At 57.8% G+C, this 16,441-nt stretch carries 22 protein-coding genes and 1 tRNA gene; 19 read left to right on the top strand and 4 right to left on the bottom strand.

The annotated features are described in order from the left end of the window. Positions 1–91, bottom strand: a 91-nt coding sequence (locus D8U69_RS29215) for a cold shock domain-containing protein membrane protein (protein ID WP_277751173.1), incomplete at its 3' end; no start/stop codon positions are given. A 308-nt stretch (positions 92–399) separates the two neighbouring features. On the opposite strand from D8U69_RS29215, the gene D8U69_RS29210 reads away from it, so the two are divergent. The 18 genes from D8U69_RS29210 (at position 400) to D8U69_RS29125 (ending at position 14,214) form a co-directional block, all read left to right on the top strand. Next, positions 400–870 carry a Dps family protein gene (locus D8U69_RS29210; RefSeq protein ID WP_056852665.1) on the top strand — a complete coding sequence of 157 codons (471 nt, stop codon included), beginning with the start codon at positions 400–402 and terminating at the stop codon, positions 868–870. Positions 871–1,131: 261 nt separating this feature from the next. Further along, entirely contained in the window at positions 1,132–1,470 is a 339-nt protein-coding gene (locus D8U69_RS29205; protein WP_056852664.1) for a ribbon-helix-helix domain-containing protein, read from the top strand. A 136-nt stretch (positions 1,471–1,606) separates the two neighbouring features. Beyond that, positions 1,607–1,828, top strand: coding sequence for a zinc ribbon domain-containing protein (locus tag D8U69_RS29200; RefSeq protein WP_007977333.1), 222 nt, complete (start codon positions 1,607–1,609; stop codon positions 1,826–1,828). A gap of 98 nt (positions 1,829–1,926) precedes the next feature. Further along, the gene (gene aspS, locus D8U69_RS29195; RefSeq protein WP_130908649.1) at positions 1,927–3,702 is read left to right on the top strand and encodes an aspartate--tRNA ligase; all 1,776 of its coding nucleotides are present in this window, start codon (positions 1,927–1,929) and stop codon (positions 3,700–3,702) included. Positions 3,703–3,825: 123 nt separating this feature from the next. Beyond that, on the top strand, positions 3,826–4,572 hold the full coding sequence (locus tag D8U69_RS29190) for a YebC/PmpR family DNA-binding transcriptional regulator (protein ID WP_007977329.1): 747 nt from the start codon (positions 3,826–3,828) through the stop codon (positions 4,570–4,572). Positions 4,573–4,729: 157 nt separating this feature from the next. After that, positions 4,730–5,254 carry a crossover junction endodeoxyribonuclease RuvC gene (ruvC, locus tag D8U69_RS29185; protein ID WP_056852662.1) on the top strand — a complete coding sequence of 175 codons (525 nt, stop codon included), beginning with the start codon at positions 4,730–4,732 and terminating at the stop codon, positions 5,252–5,254. A gap of 114 nt (positions 5,255–5,368) precedes the next feature. Next, positions 5,369–5,977 carry a Holliday junction branch migration protein RuvA gene (gene ruvA / locus D8U69_RS29180; protein ID WP_056852661.1) on the top strand — a complete coding sequence of 203 codons (609 nt, stop codon included), beginning with the start codon at positions 5,369–5,371 and terminating at the stop codon, positions 5,975–5,977. Further along, a complete protein-coding gene (gene ruvB / locus D8U69_RS29175) occupies positions 5,978–7,039 on the top strand; it encodes a Holliday junction branch migration DNA helicase RuvB (protein WP_056852660.1) in 1,062 nt (353 codons plus the stop codon). Positions 7,040–7,165: 126 nt separating this feature from the next. Then, positions 7,166–7,633 (top strand): tol-pal system-associated acyl-CoA thioesterase, encoded by a 468-nt coding sequence (gene ybgC / locus D8U69_RS29170; protein ID WP_056852659.1) that lies wholly within the window; start codon positions 7,166–7,168, stop codon positions 7,631–7,633. Continuing rightward, the gene (gene tolQ, locus D8U69_RS29165; RefSeq protein WP_034149144.1) at positions 7,623–8,318 is read left to right on the top strand and encodes a protein TolQ; all 696 of its coding nucleotides are present in this window, start codon (positions 7,623–7,625) and stop codon (positions 8,316–8,318) included. The genes ybgC and tolQ overlap by 11 nt, the downstream gene beginning before the upstream one ends. Before the next feature lie 23 nt (positions 8,319–8,341). Further along, a complete protein-coding gene (gene tolR, locus D8U69_RS29160) occupies positions 8,342–8,794 on the top strand; it encodes a protein TolR (RefSeq protein WP_162130368.1) in 453 nt (150 codons plus the stop codon). Next, complete coding sequence (tolA, locus tag D8U69_RS29155; RefSeq protein WP_130908648.1) at positions 8,794–9,873, top strand: cell envelope integrity protein TolA; 1,080 nt, start codon at positions 8,794–8,796, stop codon at positions 9,871–9,873. The genes tolR and tolA overlap by 1 nt, the downstream gene beginning before the upstream one ends. After that, a complete protein-coding gene (tolB, locus tag D8U69_RS29150; protein ID WP_056852657.1) occupies positions 9,870–11,171 on the top strand; it encodes a Tol-Pal system beta propeller repeat protein TolB in 1,302 nt (433 codons plus the stop codon). Before tolA ends, tolB begins: the two co-directional genes overlap by 4 nt. 52 nt (positions 11,172–11,223) lie before the next feature. After that, positions 11,224–11,721 (top strand): peptidoglycan-associated lipoprotein Pal, encoded by a 498-nt coding sequence (pal, locus tag D8U69_RS29145; RefSeq protein ID WP_003178634.1) that lies wholly within the window; start codon positions 11,224–11,226, stop codon positions 11,719–11,721. Between the two features lie 6 nt (positions 11,722–11,727). Beyond that, positions 11,728–12,567, top strand: coding sequence for a tol-pal system protein YbgF (gene ybgF / locus D8U69_RS29140; RefSeq protein WP_056852656.1), 840 nt, complete (start codon positions 11,728–11,730; stop codon positions 12,565–12,567). A gap of 166 nt (positions 12,568–12,733) precedes the next feature. Beyond that, positions 12,734–13,381: a 7-carboxy-7-deazaguanine synthase QueE gene (gene queE / locus D8U69_RS29135; RefSeq protein WP_056852655.1), complete on the top strand. Its 648-nt coding sequence runs from the start codon at positions 12,734–12,736 to the stop codon at positions 13,379–13,381. A 1-nt stretch (position 13,382) separates the two neighbouring features. Beyond that, positions 13,383–14,075: a 7-cyano-7-deazaguanine synthase QueC gene (gene queC, locus D8U69_RS29130; RefSeq protein WP_056852654.1), complete on the top strand. Its 693-nt coding sequence runs from the start codon at positions 13,383–13,385 to the stop codon at positions 14,073–14,075. Between the two features lie 63 nt (positions 14,076–14,138). Further along, positions 14,139–14,214 (top strand) — tRNA-Lys (locus D8U69_RS29125). Positions 14,215–14,227: 13 nt separating this feature from the next. Here D8U69_RS29125 and D8U69_RS29575 read toward each other — a convergent pair. Further along, complete coding sequence (locus D8U69_RS29575; RefSeq protein ID WP_177434608.1) at positions 14,228–14,380, bottom strand: hypothetical protein; 153 nt, start codon at positions 14,378–14,380, stop codon at positions 14,228–14,230. 107 nt (positions 14,381–14,487) lie between these two features. Here D8U69_RS29575 and nadA point away from each other — a divergent pair, with 107 nt between their 5' ends. After that, entirely contained in the window at positions 14,488–15,546 is a 1,059-nt protein-coding gene (nadA, locus tag D8U69_RS29115; protein WP_056852653.1) for a quinolinate synthase NadA, read from the top strand. Positions 15,547–15,618: 72 nt separating this feature from the next. Here nadA and D8U69_RS29110 read toward each other — a convergent pair whose 3' ends face one another. Together D8U69_RS29110 and D8U69_RS29105 are read right to left on the bottom strand one after the other, a co-directional pair. Continuing rightward, positions 15,619–16,107 (bottom strand): RDD family protein, encoded by a 489-nt coding sequence (locus D8U69_RS29110; RefSeq protein ID WP_056852652.1) that lies wholly within the window; start codon positions 16,105–16,107, stop codon positions 15,619–15,621. Positions 16,108–16,202: 95 nt separating this feature from the next. Continuing rightward, positions 16,203–16,415, bottom strand: a complete 213-nt coding sequence (locus D8U69_RS29105) for a cold shock domain-containing protein (protein ID WP_003175786.1) — start codon at positions 16,413–16,415, stop codon at positions 16,203–16,205. Positions 16,416–16,441: the final 26 nt, after the last annotated feature.

Below are 16,441 nucleotides of genomic sequence, written 5' to 3'. Positions count from 1 at the left end.
GCAGGTAAGGTACGGCTTCGGATCGCAGGCTAGGGATGAAGGACAGCAGCAAGGCCGCTGCACCTATTAGCAGGTGGACGATTTTCAACATTTTGATTGACTCACGTTAAGACGGCTCACAAGGAAGAGCTGACGAGGCACGGTTCGCTTCAGAACAATAGGAGGCGTTGGACACGTACCCGATATCAGCCTATGCGCGGCACCCGGAAAAATAGGCACCCACGACACGATGTCTATTTAACAGCAAAGCCGCAGGCTACTCAAATCAGGGCGTCCAGCGGTGTGTTGGGGACGATTTGTCGCGGGACCCCGGGCAATCCAGGGCTGCGATGCGACGACAGGCTTGCTAGAGTGGTCCTGCACCTGTTGGATGAAGTTCATCACCTTTAGGGGAAAAACATGGCAATCGATATCGGTATCAGTGAAGAGGATCGCAAGTCCATCGTCGAGGGGCTCTCGCGCCTGTTGTCGGACACCTACGTACTTTATTTGAAAACCCATAACTTCCACTGGAACGTCACCGGGCCGATGTTCCGGACCCTGCACCTGATGTTCGAGGAGCAATACAACGAATTGGCCCTGGCGGTCGATTCGATTGCCGAGCGGATCCGTGCACTCGGATTTCCGGCACCCGGTGCCTACGCCGTTTATGCGCGGCTGTCTTCCATCAAAGAGGAGGAGGGCGTGCCTGCTGCCGAAGACATGATCAGGCAGTTGGTCGAAGGCCAGGAAGCTGTAACACGCACCGCTCGCGGCATCTTCCCGTTGCTGGACAAGGTCAGCGACGAGCCGACAGCCGATCTTCTGACCCAGCGTATGCAGGTTCACGAGAAAACCGCGTGGATGTTGCGCGCACTGCTGGACCAGTAACATCCGGGCGCGCGAACGGCACGGGGTGAGTGCTGTTCGCGCGTTTGTCTCCCTCGAAAGTGCGTGATGCTTGAATGAGTCTTCGCTACCAATTGTAGGAAAAGCTCCGGAGTAGGACGCGCTCCATGATCTCCCCTCAACTGTTGGCTTCTCCTACGCGGATGGGCAAAAAGTCATCTGGATATAACGTTGTCCTCGCGGTTTTATAAGCACACAGATTGCGCTTATGGAAACCAGATATGGCAAAGGAGTGTCAGCGTTATGGTTTATGGAGAGAGGCGAAACGAAGGGTGGAGCGGTCCGGTTAAAGACTCAAGGATTGATCCGTTTGTCAGTGAATTCGATATGGGGCTGGTTCAGCCGTTGTCCCGATCGGTGCGTTTGAATGGTTTTGCCACGTGTATGCGGCTGGAGCAGGTTTACTGGGATATCTTGGCCCAGATGGCCAAAGCCAACTGCTGTTCGGTCAGTGCACTGTTGTCCCACCTTGATCGCGAGGTGCACTTGCGTCATGGCGGGGTGAAGAACTTCAGCGGGTTGGTGCGGGTGGTCTGTGTCGTGCACAGTCTCAAGGGCGGGAATTGCAGGGGCATGGCTTGACCGGTGGCACTGAAAGGATTGCGTGTCGATCTGTGCAGTCTTACGGCTGCACAGGCTGCATTTAATGGATATAATCCCGCTCTTTGCCGCAAAACCCAGCGTGTGCGGTAGCAATCTGATCGCCGAGACAACCCCCATGCCGATGTACGATTACCAATGTGCTTCCTGTGGTCATCAGTTGGAAGCCATTCAAAAGATCAGCGATGCACCGCTGGTCGACTGCCCTGCCTGCCAGGCGCCAGAGCTGAAAAAGATGCTGTCCATGCCGGGTTTCCGCCTCAGCGGCACCGGCTGGTACGAGACTGATTTCAAGACCGGTTCCAAGAAAAATCTGGCCGGCGGCGACAAAGCTGACTAGGTTCAGAGCCTGGCTTGAACGACACGCGCGAGCCCTCGCACCCTATGTATGCGAGGCCTGCAACCGAATTTCGAATTACGAGAAGCGAAACCACTACCATGATGCGCAGCCATTATTGCGGCCAACTGAACGAAAGCCTGGAAGGCCAGGAAATTACCCTTTGCGGATGGGTTCATCGTCGCCGTGACCACGGTGGGGTGATTTTCCTCGATATCCGTGATCGTGACGGTCTGGCCCAGGTGGTGTTCGATCCGGACCGCGCTGAGAGCTTCGCCGCCGCTGATCGCGTGCGCAGCGAATTCGTCGTGAAGATCACCGGTAAGGTCCGCCTGCGTCCGGCCGGTGCCACCAATGCCAACATGGCGTCGGGCATGATCGAAGTCCTGGGCTATGAACTGGAAGTGCTGAACGAATCGGAAACCCCGCCGTTCCCGTTGAACGAGTTCTCCGACGTCGGCGAAGAAACCCGTCTGCGCTACCGCTTCCTCGACCTGCGTCGCCCGGAAATGGCCGAGAAGCTGCGTCTGCGTTCGCGCATGACCACCAGCATCCGTCGCTTCCTTGACGAAAACGGCTTCCTCGACGTCGAGACGCCGATCCTGACCCGCGCTACCCCGGAAGGTGCCCGTGACTACCTGGTGCCAAGCCGTACTCACGCCGGTTCGTTCTTCGCCTTGCCGCAATCGCCACAGCTGTTCAAACAGCTGCTGATGGTGGCCGGCTTCGACCGTTACTACCAGATTGCCAAGTGCTTCCGCGACGAAGACCTGCGTGCCGACCGTCAGCCGGAATTCACCCAGATCGACATCGAAACCAGTTTCCTCGATGAAAAAGACATCATGGGCCTGACCGAAGCCATGATCCGCAACCTGTTCAAGGAAGTGCTGGATCTGGAATTCGGTGATTTCCCGCACATGACCTTCGAAGAAGCCATGCGCCGCTACGGTTCCGACAAGCCAGACCTGCGTAACCCGCTGGAACTGGTTGACGTTGCCGATCAACTCAAGGAAGTTGATTTCAAGGTGTTCAGCGGTCCGGCCAACGATCCGAAATGCCGCGTTGCCGCACTGCGCGTACCGGGCGGGGCGAGCATGCCGCGCAGCAAGATCGACGACTACACCAAGTTCGTCGGCATCTACGGTGCCAAGGGCCTGGCGTACATCAAGGTCAACGAGCGCGCCAAAGGCGTCGAAGGCTTGCAGTCGCCAATCGTCAAGAACATCCCTGAAACGTCCCTGAACGTGATCCTCGATCGCGTCGGTGCAGTTGACGGCGACATCGTGTTCTTCGGTGCCGACAAGGCCAAGATCGTCAGCGAAGCCCTGGGCGCGCTGCGGATCAAGGTCGGTAACGATCTGAACCTGCTGACCTGCGAGTGGGCGCCGATGTGGGTCGTCGACTTCCCGATGTTCGAAGAGAACGACGACGGCAGCTTCACCGCTTTGCACCACCCGTTCACCGCACCGAAGTGCACCCCGGCAGAGCTGGAAGCCAACCCGGCTGGCGCGCTGTCCCGAGCCTACGACATGGTGTTGAACGGTACCGAGCTGGGTGGCGGTTCGATCCGTATCCACCGCAAGGAAATGCAGCAATCGGTATTCCGCCTGCTGGGCATCAATGAAGCGGAACAGGAAGAGAAGTTCGGCTTCCTGCTCGACGCCCTCAAGTACGGCGCGCCGCCGCACGGTGGCCTGGCCTTCGGTCTGGATCGTCTGGTGATGCTGATGACCGGCGCCCAGTCGATCCGTGAAGTGATCGCCTTCCCGAAAACCCAGAGCGCGGCAGACGTCATGACTCAGGCTCCGGGTCAGGTAGATGCCAAGGCATTGCGTGAACTGCACATTCGCCTGCGCGAAACACCAAAGGCCGAGTAAGGCTGGAGGGCGCATCTTCGGATGCGCCCTTTCTTTATAGACAGAGCTGTACAAGATTTTTGTTTGCCGGCCGGCGCGACTCAGCGTGGCGGGCAATGTTTCAAAGAGAATTCGGAGCGAGTTATGGCAGGTCATTCCAAGTGGGCGAACATCAAGCACCGCAAAGAACGTCAGGATGCCAAGAGGGGCAAGATCTTCACCAAGTGGATTCGTGAACTGACCGTTGCTGCCCGTCAGGGTGGTGGTGATCCTGGTTCCAACCCGCGTCTGCGCCTGGCCCTGGACAAGGCGCTGGGTGCCAACATGAGCCGTGACATCATCGATCGCGCCATCGCCCGCGGTACTGGCGCTGCCGATACCGACGACGTGGTCGAGTTGACCTATGAAGGTTACGGCCCGGGTGGCGTGGCGGTGATGGTCGAGTGCATGACCGACAACCGTAATCGCACTGCAGCCGCTGTCCGCCACGCGTTCAGCAAGTGCGGCGGTAACCTGGGGACTGACGGTTCGGTGGCCTATCTGTTCGAGCGCAAGGGGCAGATTTCCTTCGCCGCCGGTGTCGACGAAGACGCGTTGATGGAGGCTGCCATGGAAGCCGACGCCGATGACGTGGTGACCAACGAAGACGGGTCGATCGATGTGTTCACCTCGTTCGCCGGGTTCTATTCCGTGCGAAACGCGCTGGAAGCGGCGGGTTTCAAAGGGGATGACGCTGAAATCGTCATGTTGCCGACCACCAGCGCCGAACTCGATCTGGAAGGTGCCGAAAAAGTCCTCAAGCTGATCGACATGCTCGAAGACCTGGATGACGTGCAGAACGTCTACTCCAATGCCGAGATCCCGGAGTCGGTGGCCGCTCAGCTCGGTTAAGAGCGAGTAGGATTCATTGTGGGAGCGAGCCTGCTCGCGATAGCGGATTTTCAGGCAGCATCGTTGCTGAAAATGAAACCGCCATCGCGAGCAGGCTCGCTCCCACATTTGTTATTCGCTGTATTGAATATCGTGCTTTGACTCAACTGCAGGCGTTATGACTTTAATTCTTGGTATCGACCCCGGTTCGCGCATCACCGGTTATGGCGTTGTTCGTGATACCGGGCGCGGCTGCGAGTATGTGGCCTCTGGCTGTATTCGTACCGGCGCGGGCGAGCTGCATGAGCGTCTGCAAATTGTCTACCGCGGTGTGCGGGAGATTATCCAGATGTACAAGCCGGTGACCATGGGCATCGAAAAGGTGTTCATGGCCCGCAATGCCGACTCAGCCCTGAAACTGGGGCAGGCCCGTGGCGCCGCTATCGTGGCGGGTGCGGAAGAAAGCCTGGAAATCGCCGAGTACACCGCGACCCAGGTCAAGCAGGCTGTAGTCGGCACTGGCGCTGCCAATAAAGAGCAGGTCCAGATGATGGTCATGCATATGCTGAAACTGACCAGCAAGCCACAAATCGATGCCTCGGACGCCCTGGCCATCGCCATTTGCCATGCTCACACCCGCTCCAGTCTCTTGCCCCACGGCTTGGGGGCGGCACGCAGTCGTGGCGGGCGCCTGCGTCTCTGATAGCATCAGCAATCATTTTTTCCGGAATGAGGGTTTCGCGCCTGTGTTGTCGGCCGAACCCCTTGCTCTGTCAGTCGCTGGCCTCGTGCTGGCCAACGCTCAAGGATCTGTAACGTGATTGGACGCTTGCGCGGCACTCTGGCTGAAAAACAGCCACCGCACCTGATTCTGGATGTAAATGGTCTGGGCTATGAGCTGGAAGTGCCCATGACCACGCTGTATCGTTTGCCGTCGGTCGGTGAACCGCTGACCTTGCACACCCATTTGGTCGTACGCGAAGACGCGCAGTTACTCTATGGCTTCGTCGGCAAGCGCGAGCGAGACTTTTTCCGCGAATTGATTCGTCTCAACGGTGTAGGGCCGAAACTGGCCCTGGCCTTGATGTCGAGTCTGGAGGTCGATGAACTGGTGCGTTGCGTGCAGTCCCAGGACACATCGGCGTTGACCAAGGTGCCGGGCGTGGGCAAGAAAACCGCAGAACGCCTGTTAGTCGAACTCAAGGATCGCTTCAAGGCCTGGGAAACCGTGCCGGCGATGTTTGCCCTGGTGCCGAACCAGCCTGACGGCCCTGCACCGGTCAATACCGCCGAAAACGACGCGGTCAGCGCGCTGATCTCCCTGGGCTACAAGCCGCAGGAAGCCAGCAAGGCGATTTCCGCGATCAAGGAGAAAGGCTTGAGCAGTGAAGACATGATTCGTCGTGCCCTGAAGGGAATGATCTAAGTGATTGAAGCTGATCGTCTGATCGCCGCCACGGGTGGACCTCGTGACCGCGAGGAAGTCCAGGACCGGGCGATTCGTCCTGTCAGCCTGGCCGAATACATCGGCCAGCCGACCGTTCGCGAGCAAATGGAGTTGTTCATCCAGGCTGCCCGTGGCCGTAACGAATCCCTTGATCACACCCTGATCTTCGGTCCTCCGGGGCTGGGTAAAACCACGCTGGCCAACATTATCGCCCAGGAAATGGGGGTGTCGATCAAAAGCACCTCGGGGCCGGTCCTTGAGCGTCCGGGTGATCTGGCCGCGCTGCTGACCAACCTTGAACCGCACGACGTACTGTTCATCGACGAAATCCATCGCTTGTCACCGATTGTCGAAGAAGTGCTGTATCCGGCGATGGAAGATTTCCAGCTCGACATCATGATCGGCGAAGGCCCGGCTGCGCGTTCGATCAAGCTCGATCTGCCGCCGTTCACCCTGGTTGGCGCAACGACACGGGCGGGGATGCTGACCAATCCGTTGCGCGACCGTTTCGGCATCGTCCAGCGCCTGGAGTTCTACAACAACGCCGATCTGTCGACGATTGTCAGCCGCTCGGCCAGTATCCTCGGCTTGCCGCTCGACCCGGAGGGCGCCTTCGAAATCGCCCGCCGCGCCCGCGGCACCCCGCGAATCGCCAACCGTCTGCTGCGTCGTGTACGCGACTTCGCCGAAGTCCGTGCCAAGGGCCATATCACTAAACCGATTGCCGATCTGGCCCTGAATCTGCTGGATGTCGACGAGCGCGGCTTCGATCACCAGGACCGGCGTCTGTTGCTGACCATGATCGAGAAATTCGATGGCGGGCCGGTCGGGGTCGATAGCCTTGCGGCGGCGATCAGTGAAGAGCGCCACACCATCGAAGACGTGCTGGAACCTTACCTGATCCAGCAGGGCTATATCATGCGCACGCCGCGGGGGCGGGTGGTGACGCGGCATGCCTACCTGCACTTCGGCTTAAACATTCCGTCACGATTGGGTGAGATGCCCGTGGTAGACGAATTCCTTGATGCCGTGGACGATTAATTAACTTTTGCGTGCTGAATTTTCGGGCATTGTGCTGTCCTAGGACCGTACTTTCGCGAGAAAGCCGCAGAACAATGAAAAACAGTTGCCTGGCCGATTGGCAACCTGAGGAGTAAGCACTAGAGTATGCGCGCGCAAAACGGGCTTGAGCCTTTCGCACATCGTTGTCGCGTTTATTACGAAGACACCGATGCGGGCGGCATCGTGTATTACGTCAATTACCTCAAGTTTATGGAACGGGCTCGAACCGAGCGGCTACGAGAACTGGGCTTTGCCCAATCGCAGCTGGCAGGGGAGGACCTGTTGTTCGTCGTGCATTCCAGCGAAGCGCGCTACCACGCGCCGGCGCGACTGGACGACGAGCTGCTGGTAAGCGCTGAAGTAATCGAATTGAACCGTGCCAGCCTGCGCTTCAAACAGCAGGTCAGGCGGGCAACGGATGATGCGCTGCTCTGTGAAGGGCAGTTTCTGGTGGCCTGTGTGCGCACTGACAGTTTAAAACCCCGGGCCATTCCCGAAGCTCTACGAGCGGCCTTTGCCGACGTGAGCGGCGCGGGTACTCACTCAAAGCAGGAGATAAAGCGTGGAAGCTAACGTCGTCGACCATTCCTCCATGTGGAGCCTGGTCAGCAATGCCAGTATCGTGGTGCAACTGGTAATGCTGACCCTGGTAGCCGCATCGGTGACCTCATGGATCATGATCTTTCAGCGCAGCAACCTGCTGCGCGCCGGTCGACGTGCCCTGGAGAGCTTCGAGGAGCGCTTCTGGTCGGGTATCGACCTGTCCAAACTCTACCGCCAGGCCGGCAGCAACCCAGACCCTGATTCGGGTGTCGAGCAGATCTTCCGCGCCGGTTTCAAGGAATTCTCCCGTCTGCGCCAGCAGCCAGGCGTTGACCCTGAAGCGGTCATGGAAGGCGTAGCCCGTGCCATGCGCGTCGCGATCTCCCGCGAAGAAGAAAAGCTCGAGCAAAGCCTGCCCTTCCTGGCCACCGTCGGTTCCGTGAGTCCGTACATCGGTCTGTTCGGTACTGTGTGGGGCATCATGAACTCCTTCCGCGGCCTGGCGACTGCCCAGCAAGCAACGCTGGCAACGGTTGCACCCGGTATCGCTGAAGCACTGATCGCTACCGCGATTGGCCTGTTCGCCGCGATCCCTGCCGTTATCGCCTACAACCGTTTTGCCGCTCGCAGTGAAACGCTGATCAGCCGCTACTACACCTTCGCCGATGAATTCCAGGCGATCCTGCACCGCAAAGTGCACACCAGCGAAGAATAAGCAGGTAATTTCCAATGGCTTTAATCGCTCGAGCACGAAACAAGCGCAAGCCGGTCGCCGAGATGAACGTAGTGCCTTACATCGACGTGATGCTGGTGCTGCTGGTCATCTTCATGGTGACCGCGCCGATGCTCAATCAGGGCGTGAAAGTTGATCTGCCCAAGGTTTCCAGCGAAGCCTTGCCGCAGGACAACAACACCCAGGTCCTGACCATTTCCATCAAGTCTGACAAGACCTATTACTGGAACCTTGGCAGCGAAGTCGACACCGAGAAGCAACAGGACAGGGCCATGACCCTGCCGCAGATGACCGATGCGGTGACCAAGATCATTCGCGTCGGCAACGAAGGCGGCAAGCGTACCCAGGTCTTCATTCGCGGCGACAAGAGTGTCGACTACGGCTCTGTCATGGGCGCCATGGGCGGGTTGCAGAAGGCCGGCGTCGGTAATGTTGGCTTGATTACCGAGGCGCCCTGATGCAGCAACAGCGAGAGCCGTCCGCCTCGGAAAGCTACTTCTGGCCTAGTGTCTGGGCGATTGGCTTGCACGTGCTGGTGTTCGGCATGCTGTTTGTCAGTTTCGCCTTTACACCGGAGTTGCCGCCGGCCAAGCCGATTGTCCAGGCGACCCTGTACCAGCTGAAATCGAAAAGTCAGGCGACCACCCAGACCAATCAGAAGATTGCGGGTGAGGCGAAGAAATCCGCCGCGCGCCAGACCGAAGTCGAGCAGATGGAGCAGAAAAAGGTCGAGCAGGAAGCGGTGAAGGCTGCGGAACAAAAGAAAGAAGAAGCGGCTCAAAAGGCCGAGGAAGCCAAGAAGGCCGACGAGTCGAAGAAAGCGGAAGAGGCGAAAAAGGCTGATGAAGCCAAGAAAGCCGATGAAGCGAAGAAGACCGCCGAAGCCAAAAAGGCCGAAGAGAAACAATTGGCTGATATAGCCAAGAAGAAAGCGGAAGAAGAAGCCAAGAAGGCTGCTGAAGAAGAGGCCAAGAAAGCGGCCGCTGAAGAAGCGAAGAAAAAGATCGTCGAAGACGCGAAGAAGAAAGCCGCGGAAGACGCCAAGAAGAAAGCTGAAGCTGAAGAGGCGAAGAAGAAAGTCGCCGAAGACGCGAAGAAGAAAGCTGCTGCCGATGCTGCGAAGAAGAAAGCGCAGGAAGCGGCACGTAAATCCGCCGAAGACAAAAAGGCTCAGGCCCTGGCAGATTTGCTTTCCGACACGCCGCAGCGTCAGCAGGCCTTGGCCGATGAGCAGGGTGACGAAGTCGCCGGCAGTTTCGATGACCTGATTCGCGCTCGTGCAGCGGAAGGCTGGGCTCGTCCACCTTCGGCCCGCAAAGGCATGACGGTCGTGTTGCAAATCGGCATGTTGCCGGACGGTACGGTGACTTCGGTCAGCGTGGCCAAGTCCAGTGGCGACGGTCCGTTCGACGCATCGGCTGTGGCAGCGGTGAAGAATATTGGACGTTTGACAGAAATGCAGGGAATGAAGCCGAGTGATTTCGCTCCGTATCGTTCATTCAAGATGACATTCACACCTGAGGATCTAGCCTTGTGAGAAACCTTCTTCGAGGAATGCTCGTCGCTATCTGCTGCATGGCAGGATTGGCGATGGCAGATGAAAAAAACATTCTGGTCACCAGCGGCAGTGATCGGGCAACCCCGATCGCCGTTGTGCCGTTCGGTAACCAGGGCGGCAGCGTGCTGCCGGACGACATGGCGGAAATCATCGGTAACGACCTGCGTAACTCGGGTTACTACTCGCCGATTCCAAAGCAGAACATGATCAGCCAGCCAAGCCAGGCCAGCGAAATCATCTTCCGTGACTTCAAGGCGCTTGGCGCCCAGTACGTCATGGTCGGCAGCATTGTTCCGGCGGGCGGTCGCCTGCAGGTGCAATACGCACTGTTCAACGTTGCCACCGAGCAGCAAGTGCTGACGGGCAGCGTGTCTGGCGGCGTCGACCAATTGCGCGACATGTCGCACTACATCGCCGATCAGTCGTTCGAAAAGCTCACCGGTATCAAAGGTGCCTTTTCGACCCGCCTGTTGTACGTGACGGCCGAGCGTTTCTCCGAGAAGAACACGCGCTACACGCTGCAACGTTCGGACTATGACGGTGCCCGTGCCGTGACCCTGCTGCAATCGCGCGAGCCGATCCTGTCGCCGCGTTTCGCACCGGATGGCAAGCGCATCGCTTACGTCTCGTTCGAGCAGAAGCGTCCACGAGTGTTCATGCAGAACATCGACACCGGTCGCCGTGAGCAGATCACCAACTTCGAAGGCCTGAACGGTGCCCCTGCCTGGTCGCCGGATGGCAATCGCCTGGCGTTCGTGCTGTCCAAGGACGGCAACCCGGACATCTACGTGATGAACCTCGGTTCGCGTCAGATCACCCGTGTCACCAACGGCCCGGGCATCAACACCGAACCGTTCTGGGGCAAGGATGGCTCGACCATCTACTTCACTTCCGACCGTGGCGGCAAACCGCAGATCTACAAAACCAGCGTGGGTGGCGGCGGTGCGGAGCGTGTGACGTTCGTGGGTAACTACAACGCCAACCCAAAACTGTCGGCTGATGAAAAGACCCTGGTCATGATTCACCGCCAGGATGGTTTCACCAATTTCAAAGTGGCGGCTCAGGATTTGCAGCGCGGTAGTGTAAAAATCCTCACTGATAGCACTCTGGACGAGTCGCCTACTGTTGCGCCCAACGGCACCATGGTAATCTACGCCACCCGCCAGCAGGGCCGGGGAGTCTTGATGCTCGTGTCCATCAATGGACGCGTAAGGCTCCCGCTTCCTACCGCACAAGGCGAAGTCAGAGAACCTTCCTGGTCCCCTTACCTGAACTGACGCGGCGCTATACGTTTTACTTAACACACTGGGGTTCATTAGGAGTTTCACGATGGAAATGCTGAAGTTTGGTAAATTTGCTGCGCTGGCTCTGGCCATGGCTGTAGCTGTAGGTTGCTCGTCCAAAGGCGGCGACAATGCCGGTGAAGGCGCTGTAGATCCAAACGCTGGTTACGGCGCAAACACTGGCGCAGTTGACGGCTCCCTGAGCGAAGAAGCTGCTCTGCGCGCTATCACCACTTTCTACTTCGAATACGACAGTTCGGACCTGAAGCCAGAAGCCATGCGCGCTCTGGACGTTCACGCCAAAGACCTGAAAGCAAACGGCGCTCGCGTTGTACTGGAAGGCAACACCGACGAACGTGGTACTCGTGAGTACAACATGGCACTGGGCGAGCGTCGTGCGAAAGCCGTTCAACGCTACCTGGTACTGCAAGGCGTTTCCCCAGCTCAGCTGGAACTGGTTTCCTACGGCGAAGAGCGTCCAGTTGCTACCGGCAACGACGAGCAGTCCTGGGCTCAAAACCGTCGCGTCGAACTGCGTAAGTAATTCGTCATGCGAACGTGCCGTCGTGCTGTAACTGTCCTGGCTCTCAGTCTCGCGTCGCTTTCGGCGTGGGCTGCGGTTCCTGTGGTCGATAATGACTCCGGCTATAACAATAGCGGGAGCAGTTATCCGCCTGCAGGTTACGGTACGAACGGCGCCTATGCCGGGGGAGGGGTTTCGGCCCCTGTCTCGGCACAGGGCGAGCTGTTCAACCAACTGCAATCAATGCAGCAACAGATCGAGCGCCAGCAAGGTGCAATTGAAGTTCTGCAAAATGATGTAGCGCGCATGAAGCAGGAAAACCTGGAGCGATATCAGGATCTTGATCGGCGCATAGGAACCGGCGTTGCACCAGCCGCGACTCCTGAGAATTCTTCCGGCGGTGGCGATCTGAATGCCCCTGCTGCAGCCGCTGGCGCGAGTGCAGGGGCGGCCGCCGCTCAAGCACCTGCGGCAGGCGGTGAACCGGCGGATCCGGCGAAGGAAAAGCTCTATTACGATGCCGCCTTCGACCTGATCAAAGCCAAGGATTTCGACAAGGCCAGCCAGGCCTTCGCCGCATTCCTGCGCAAATACCCGAATAGCCAATACTCGGGTAATGCCCAGTACTGGTTGGGTGAAGTGAACCTGGCCAAGGGTGATCTGCAAGGTGCAGGCCAGGCGTTTGCCAAGGTTTCTCAGCTTTACCCGAAACACGCCAAAGTGCCTGATTCGCTGTACAAGCTTGCTGATGTAGAGCGCCGCCTGGGTCACACCGACCGGGTAAAGGGCATTCTGCAGCAGGTGGTGTCCCAATATCCGGGCACTTCCGCTGCTCAGTTGGCCCAACGCGATCTGCAGAAAATGTAAGGCTGTTTGAGCCCTTTCGAAGAAACCCGCGCTTGCCGCGGGTTTTTTCGTTAGAATTCACGCCCTTTTTATGAAACACGCTTTTTGGGATCTGCGCATTGCCGGGGTTCCTTGAAGTGCCTGACGGAGGCGGACAGCCTGTTTAGCTGTTACGCCCGTGGCGACTATGCAAGACACATTGAGAATTACCGAAGTTTTTTACTCGTTGCAGGGTGAAACGCGGACGGCTGGCCTGCCCACAGTTTTTGTGCGCCTGACCGGTTGCCCTCTGCGTTGCCAATACTGCGACAGCGCCTATGCCTTTACTGGCGGAACCATCCGCACGCTCGACGATATCCTCGAGCAGGTTGCCGGTTACCGTCCGCGTTATGTCTGTGTCACGGGTGGCGAGCCCCTGGCGCAACCCAACGCCATCCCGTTGCTCAAGCGTTTGTGCGACGCCGGTTACGAAGTGTCACTGGAAACCAGTGGCTCTATCGACATCTCGGCGGTAGATTCCCGGGTCAGTCGCGTTGTCGACCTGAAAACTCCGGGTTCGAAGGAAGCGCATCGCAATCGCTACGAAAACATCGAGCTGCTGACGCCGAACGACCAGGTGAAATTTGTCATCTGTTCCCGCGAAGACTATGACTGGTCCGTATCCAAGCTGATCCAGTATGGTCTTGACCAGCGCGCTGGTGAGGTCCTGTTTTCGCCAAGTCACCATGATCTGAATGCTCGGGATCTTGCAGACTGGGTGGTGGCGGATAATCTGCCGGTACGCTTGCAATTGCAGCTGCACAAGTATCTTTGGAATGACGAGCCGGGGCGCTGAGATGACTGAACAACTGAACACTACGGAAAAACGTGCGGTTATCCTGCTCTCCGGTGGCCTGGACTCGGCAACCGTCGTGGCCATGGCGCGTGCCGAAGGTTATCGCTGCTACACCATGAGCTTCGACTACGGTCAGCGGTCTCACGCCGAACTGTACGCGGCCGAACGTGTCGCCCGGGATTTGGGGGTGATCGAGCACAAGGTCATCGGTCTCAATTTCAATGGCATGGGCGGCTCGGCGCTGACCGACACCAGCATCGATATTCCAGAGGAGTTGGGCGAAGGCATTCCGGTGACTTACGTGCCAGCGCGCAACACGGTTTTCCTGTCACTGGCGTTGGGCTGGGCTGAAGTGCTCGGCGCACGCGACATCTTCATCGGTGTCAACGCAGTGGATTACTCCGGCTACCCGGACTGCCGTCCCGAGTTCATCGAGTCATTCGAGCGCATGGCCAATCTGGCGACCAAGGCGGGTGTAGAGGGCGATGGCTTTCGCATTCAGGCGCCGTTGCAAAACCTCAGCAAAGCGCAGATTGTCCAGGCTGGCACCCAGCTTGGCGTCAACTACGGCCTGACCGTTTCCTGCTATCAGGCTGATGATGAAGGCCGTGCATGCGGCAAGTGCGACAGCTGCCGACTGCGTGCGGAAGGCTTTGCGGCGGCCGGAATCAGCGATCCAACACCTTATTTTTGATTTTTTTTAAAATAGGTGTTGAATAGTCCTTAAAAATCAGTATTATACGCGCCACCACACAGCGGGTCGTTAGCTCAGTTGGTAGAGCAGTTGGCTTTTAACCAATTGGTCGTAGGTTCGAATCCCACACGACCCACCATTTTCAAGCTGTTTTAAAAGTCTGGAAGGCCCACGAAAGTGAGGATTTCCGGATTTTTTTTTGCCCGCGATTTGTGTTTGCCCAAGCCTTGGGCTGCACCGAACTGACGCAAGTCAGAATCATCTTTTGCATCCACCGGATATTCTGTAGCCTTGCGCAGCTTCAACGCTGTCCGTGCCTGATGAATACTCAATTTCCCGGCGGTACCCTGAAGGGTCCGGAGCCGGGTGTATACTCGACTTTCGCGCGAATGCGCCTGCAGGTCTTGCGAACATGACGCAGATTTCCGAACGCCTTCTGGTTCAAGCCCACCTCGACGCCAAGCAGCCCAAGCCGCTGACCGCGCAAGAGGAGGCCCATTACCGTGCCGCCATCGCTGCCGAGCTCAAAGCTCAGGACGCAGTGTTGGTGGCTCACTTCTATTGCGATCCGGTCATTCAGGCCCTGGCCGAAGAAACCGGTGGCTGTGTCTCCGACTCGCTGGAGATGGCCCGCTTCGGCAATGCTCACCCGGCCAAGACCGTAGTGGTCGCCGGTGTGAAATTCATGGGCGAGACGGCCAAGATCCTCAATCCCGAAAAACGCATCCTGATGCCGACGCTGGAGGCGACCTGTTCGCTGGATCTGGGTTGCCCGGTCGATGAGTTTTCCGCCTTCTGCGACCAGCATCCAGAGCGCACGGTTGTGGTTTATGCCAACACCTCGGCGGCGGTCAAAGCCCGGGCGGACTGGGTCGTGACCTCCAGTTGCGCACTGGAGATCGTTGAAAGCCTGATGGACAACGGTGAAACCATCATCTGGGGGCCGGACAAGCACCTGGGCACCTACATTCAACGTCAAACCGGTGCTGACATGTTGCTGTGGGACGGTGCGTGCATCGTTCACGAGGAATTCAAGTCCAAGCAGCTCGAAGACATGAAGGCGCTGTATCCGGATGCGGCGATCCTGGTGCACCCTGAGTCTCCAACCTCGGTCATCGAGTTGGCGGATGCTGTGGGTTCGACCAGTCAGTTGATTGCGGCGGCACAGACCCTGCCGAACAAAACGCTGATCGTCGCGACCGATCGCGGCATTTTTTACAAGATGCAGCAGTTGTGCCCGGACAAGGTGTTCATCGAGGCGCCTACAGCGGGTAACGGCGCCGCATGCCGCAGTTGCGCACACTGCCCGTGGATGGCCATGAACACCCTTGAGCGCACGCTCAAGAGCCTGAAGGAAGGGACGAATGAGATCTTCGTCGACCCGGCCCTGATTCCTCAAGCGATTCGCCCGTTGAAGCGGATGCTCGATTTCACTCAGGCGGCGCGGATGAAACTGGCCGGTAACGCTTAAGATACTCCCGCCAACTAAAAACTGTGGGGAACGAGCAAGCTCGCTCCCCACAGTGGTTTCTGTGTCGGAAAATTATTTGGTCTTCTTCGGAATGCGCACAAGCTGGGTGTCGGAGTAGATGTCATGCCAGCTGCGTTGCTGCTTGTCGAACAGCGACCAGATGAACCCCAGGCCCACACACAGCAGCGATGCGATCGACACCACAAAGCGCAATAGCGCCTGCCACAGGCTGATGGATGATCCATCGGCATTCTGTACGCGGATACTCCAGACCTGCATCCCCAGGGTCTGGCCGGAGTAAGTCCAGAACTTGGCGAAGAAGCCGAACAGTACAAAAAACAATACGGTCGAGAGCAGCGGGTCGCCATCCAGTGCGCCGGATTCGGTCAGGGTGCGCATTTTCTCTTCGCCGATGATCGCCATCTGAATCATCTTGTAGATGCCGCTGGTGACGATCAGCAGGGCCGTACACAGCAGGAAGTCATAGAACATCGCTGCCAGGCGACGACCCAGGCCCGCGGCAGGAAATTCGCCCTGGGGCTTCAGCAGGTGTTTCGACATGGCGGGCTCTCGGTGTAAAAAGAAGCCATTTTACGGATTTACGCGCACAAAAAAGCCCCCGATGTCAGCATCGGGGGCTTTTTCGTTACAGAAGATTAGGCTTCTGCTTGTACTTCATCAGCCTGCATGCCTTTCTGGCCCTGCACGGCGACGAAAGTCACTTTCTGGCCTTCTTTCAGGCTCTTGAAGCCGTTGCCCTGGATGGCGCGGAAATGCACGAACAGATCCGGACCGCTTTCAGGAGTGATAAAACCAAAACCTTTCTCGTCGTTAAACCACTTGACGGTACCGCTCTGACGTTGGGACATTTCTTATTTCCTTTGACGCAAAAATT

Source organism: Pseudomonas sp. Sample_16 (assembly GCF_004307665.1).
Classification (GTDB): Bacteria; Pseudomonadota; Gammaproteobacteria; order Pseudomonadales; family Pseudomonadaceae; genus Aquipseudomonas.
Note: the sequence above shows the minus strand (reverse complement) of the source record. Positions and strands in the feature narration are given on the sequence as shown.

Excerpts from the sequence above, each read along its gene's own strand:
- ybgF (WP_056852656.1), top strand. The coding sequence starts at position 11,728 with ATGCGAACGTGCCGTCGTGCTGTAACTGTCCTGGCTCTCAGTCTCGCG.
- nadA (WP_056852653.1), top strand. The coding sequence starts at position 14,488 with ATGACGCAGATTTCCGAACGCCTTCTGGTTCAAGCCCACCTCGACGCC.
- aspS (WP_130908649.1), top strand. The coding sequence starts at position 1,927 with ATGATGCGCAGCCATTATTGCGGCCAACTGAACGAAAGCCTGGAAGGC.
- ybgC (WP_056852659.1), top strand. The coding sequence starts at position 7,166 with ATGCGCGCGCAAAACGGGCTTGAGCCTTTCGCACATCGTTGTCGCGTT.
- D8U69_RS29105 (WP_003175786.1), bottom strand. The coding sequence starts at position 16,415 with ATGTCCCAACGTCAGAGCGGTACCGTCAAGTGGTTTAACGACGAGAAA.
- D8U69_RS29110 (WP_056852652.1), bottom strand. The coding sequence starts at position 16,107 with ATGTCGAAACACCTGCTGAAGCCCCAGGGCGAATTTCCTGCCGCGGGC.
- D8U69_RS29190 (WP_007977329.1), top strand. The coding sequence starts at position 3,826 with ATGGCAGGTCATTCCAAGTGGGCGAACATCAAGCACCGCAAAGAACGT.
- D8U69_RS29210 (WP_056852665.1), top strand. The coding sequence starts at position 400 with ATGGCAATCGATATCGGTATCAGTGAAGAGGATCGCAAGTCCATCGTC.
- D8U69_RS29205 (WP_056852664.1), top strand. The coding sequence starts at position 1,132 with ATGGTTTATGGAGAGAGGCGAAACGAAGGGTGGAGCGGTCCGGTTAAA.
- pal (WP_003178634.1), top strand. The coding sequence starts at position 11,224 with ATGGAAATGCTGAAGTTTGGTAAATTTGCTGCGCTGGCTCTGGCCATG.
- queC (WP_056852654.1), top strand. The coding sequence starts at position 13,383 with ATGACTGAACAACTGAACACTACGGAAAAACGTGCGGTTATCCTGCTC.
- tolA (WP_130908648.1), top strand. The coding sequence starts at position 8,794 with ATGCAGCAACAGCGAGAGCCGTCCGCCTCGGAAAGCTACTTCTGGCCT.
- D8U69_RS29200 (WP_007977333.1), top strand. The coding sequence starts at position 1,607 with ATGCCGATGTACGATTACCAATGTGCTTCCTGTGGTCATCAGTTGGAA.
- queE (WP_056852655.1), top strand. The coding sequence starts at position 12,734 with ATGCAAGACACATTGAGAATTACCGAAGTTTTTTACTCGTTGCAGGGT.
- ruvC (WP_056852662.1), top strand. The coding sequence starts at position 4,730 with ATGACTTTAATTCTTGGTATCGACCCCGGTTCGCGCATCACCGGTTAT.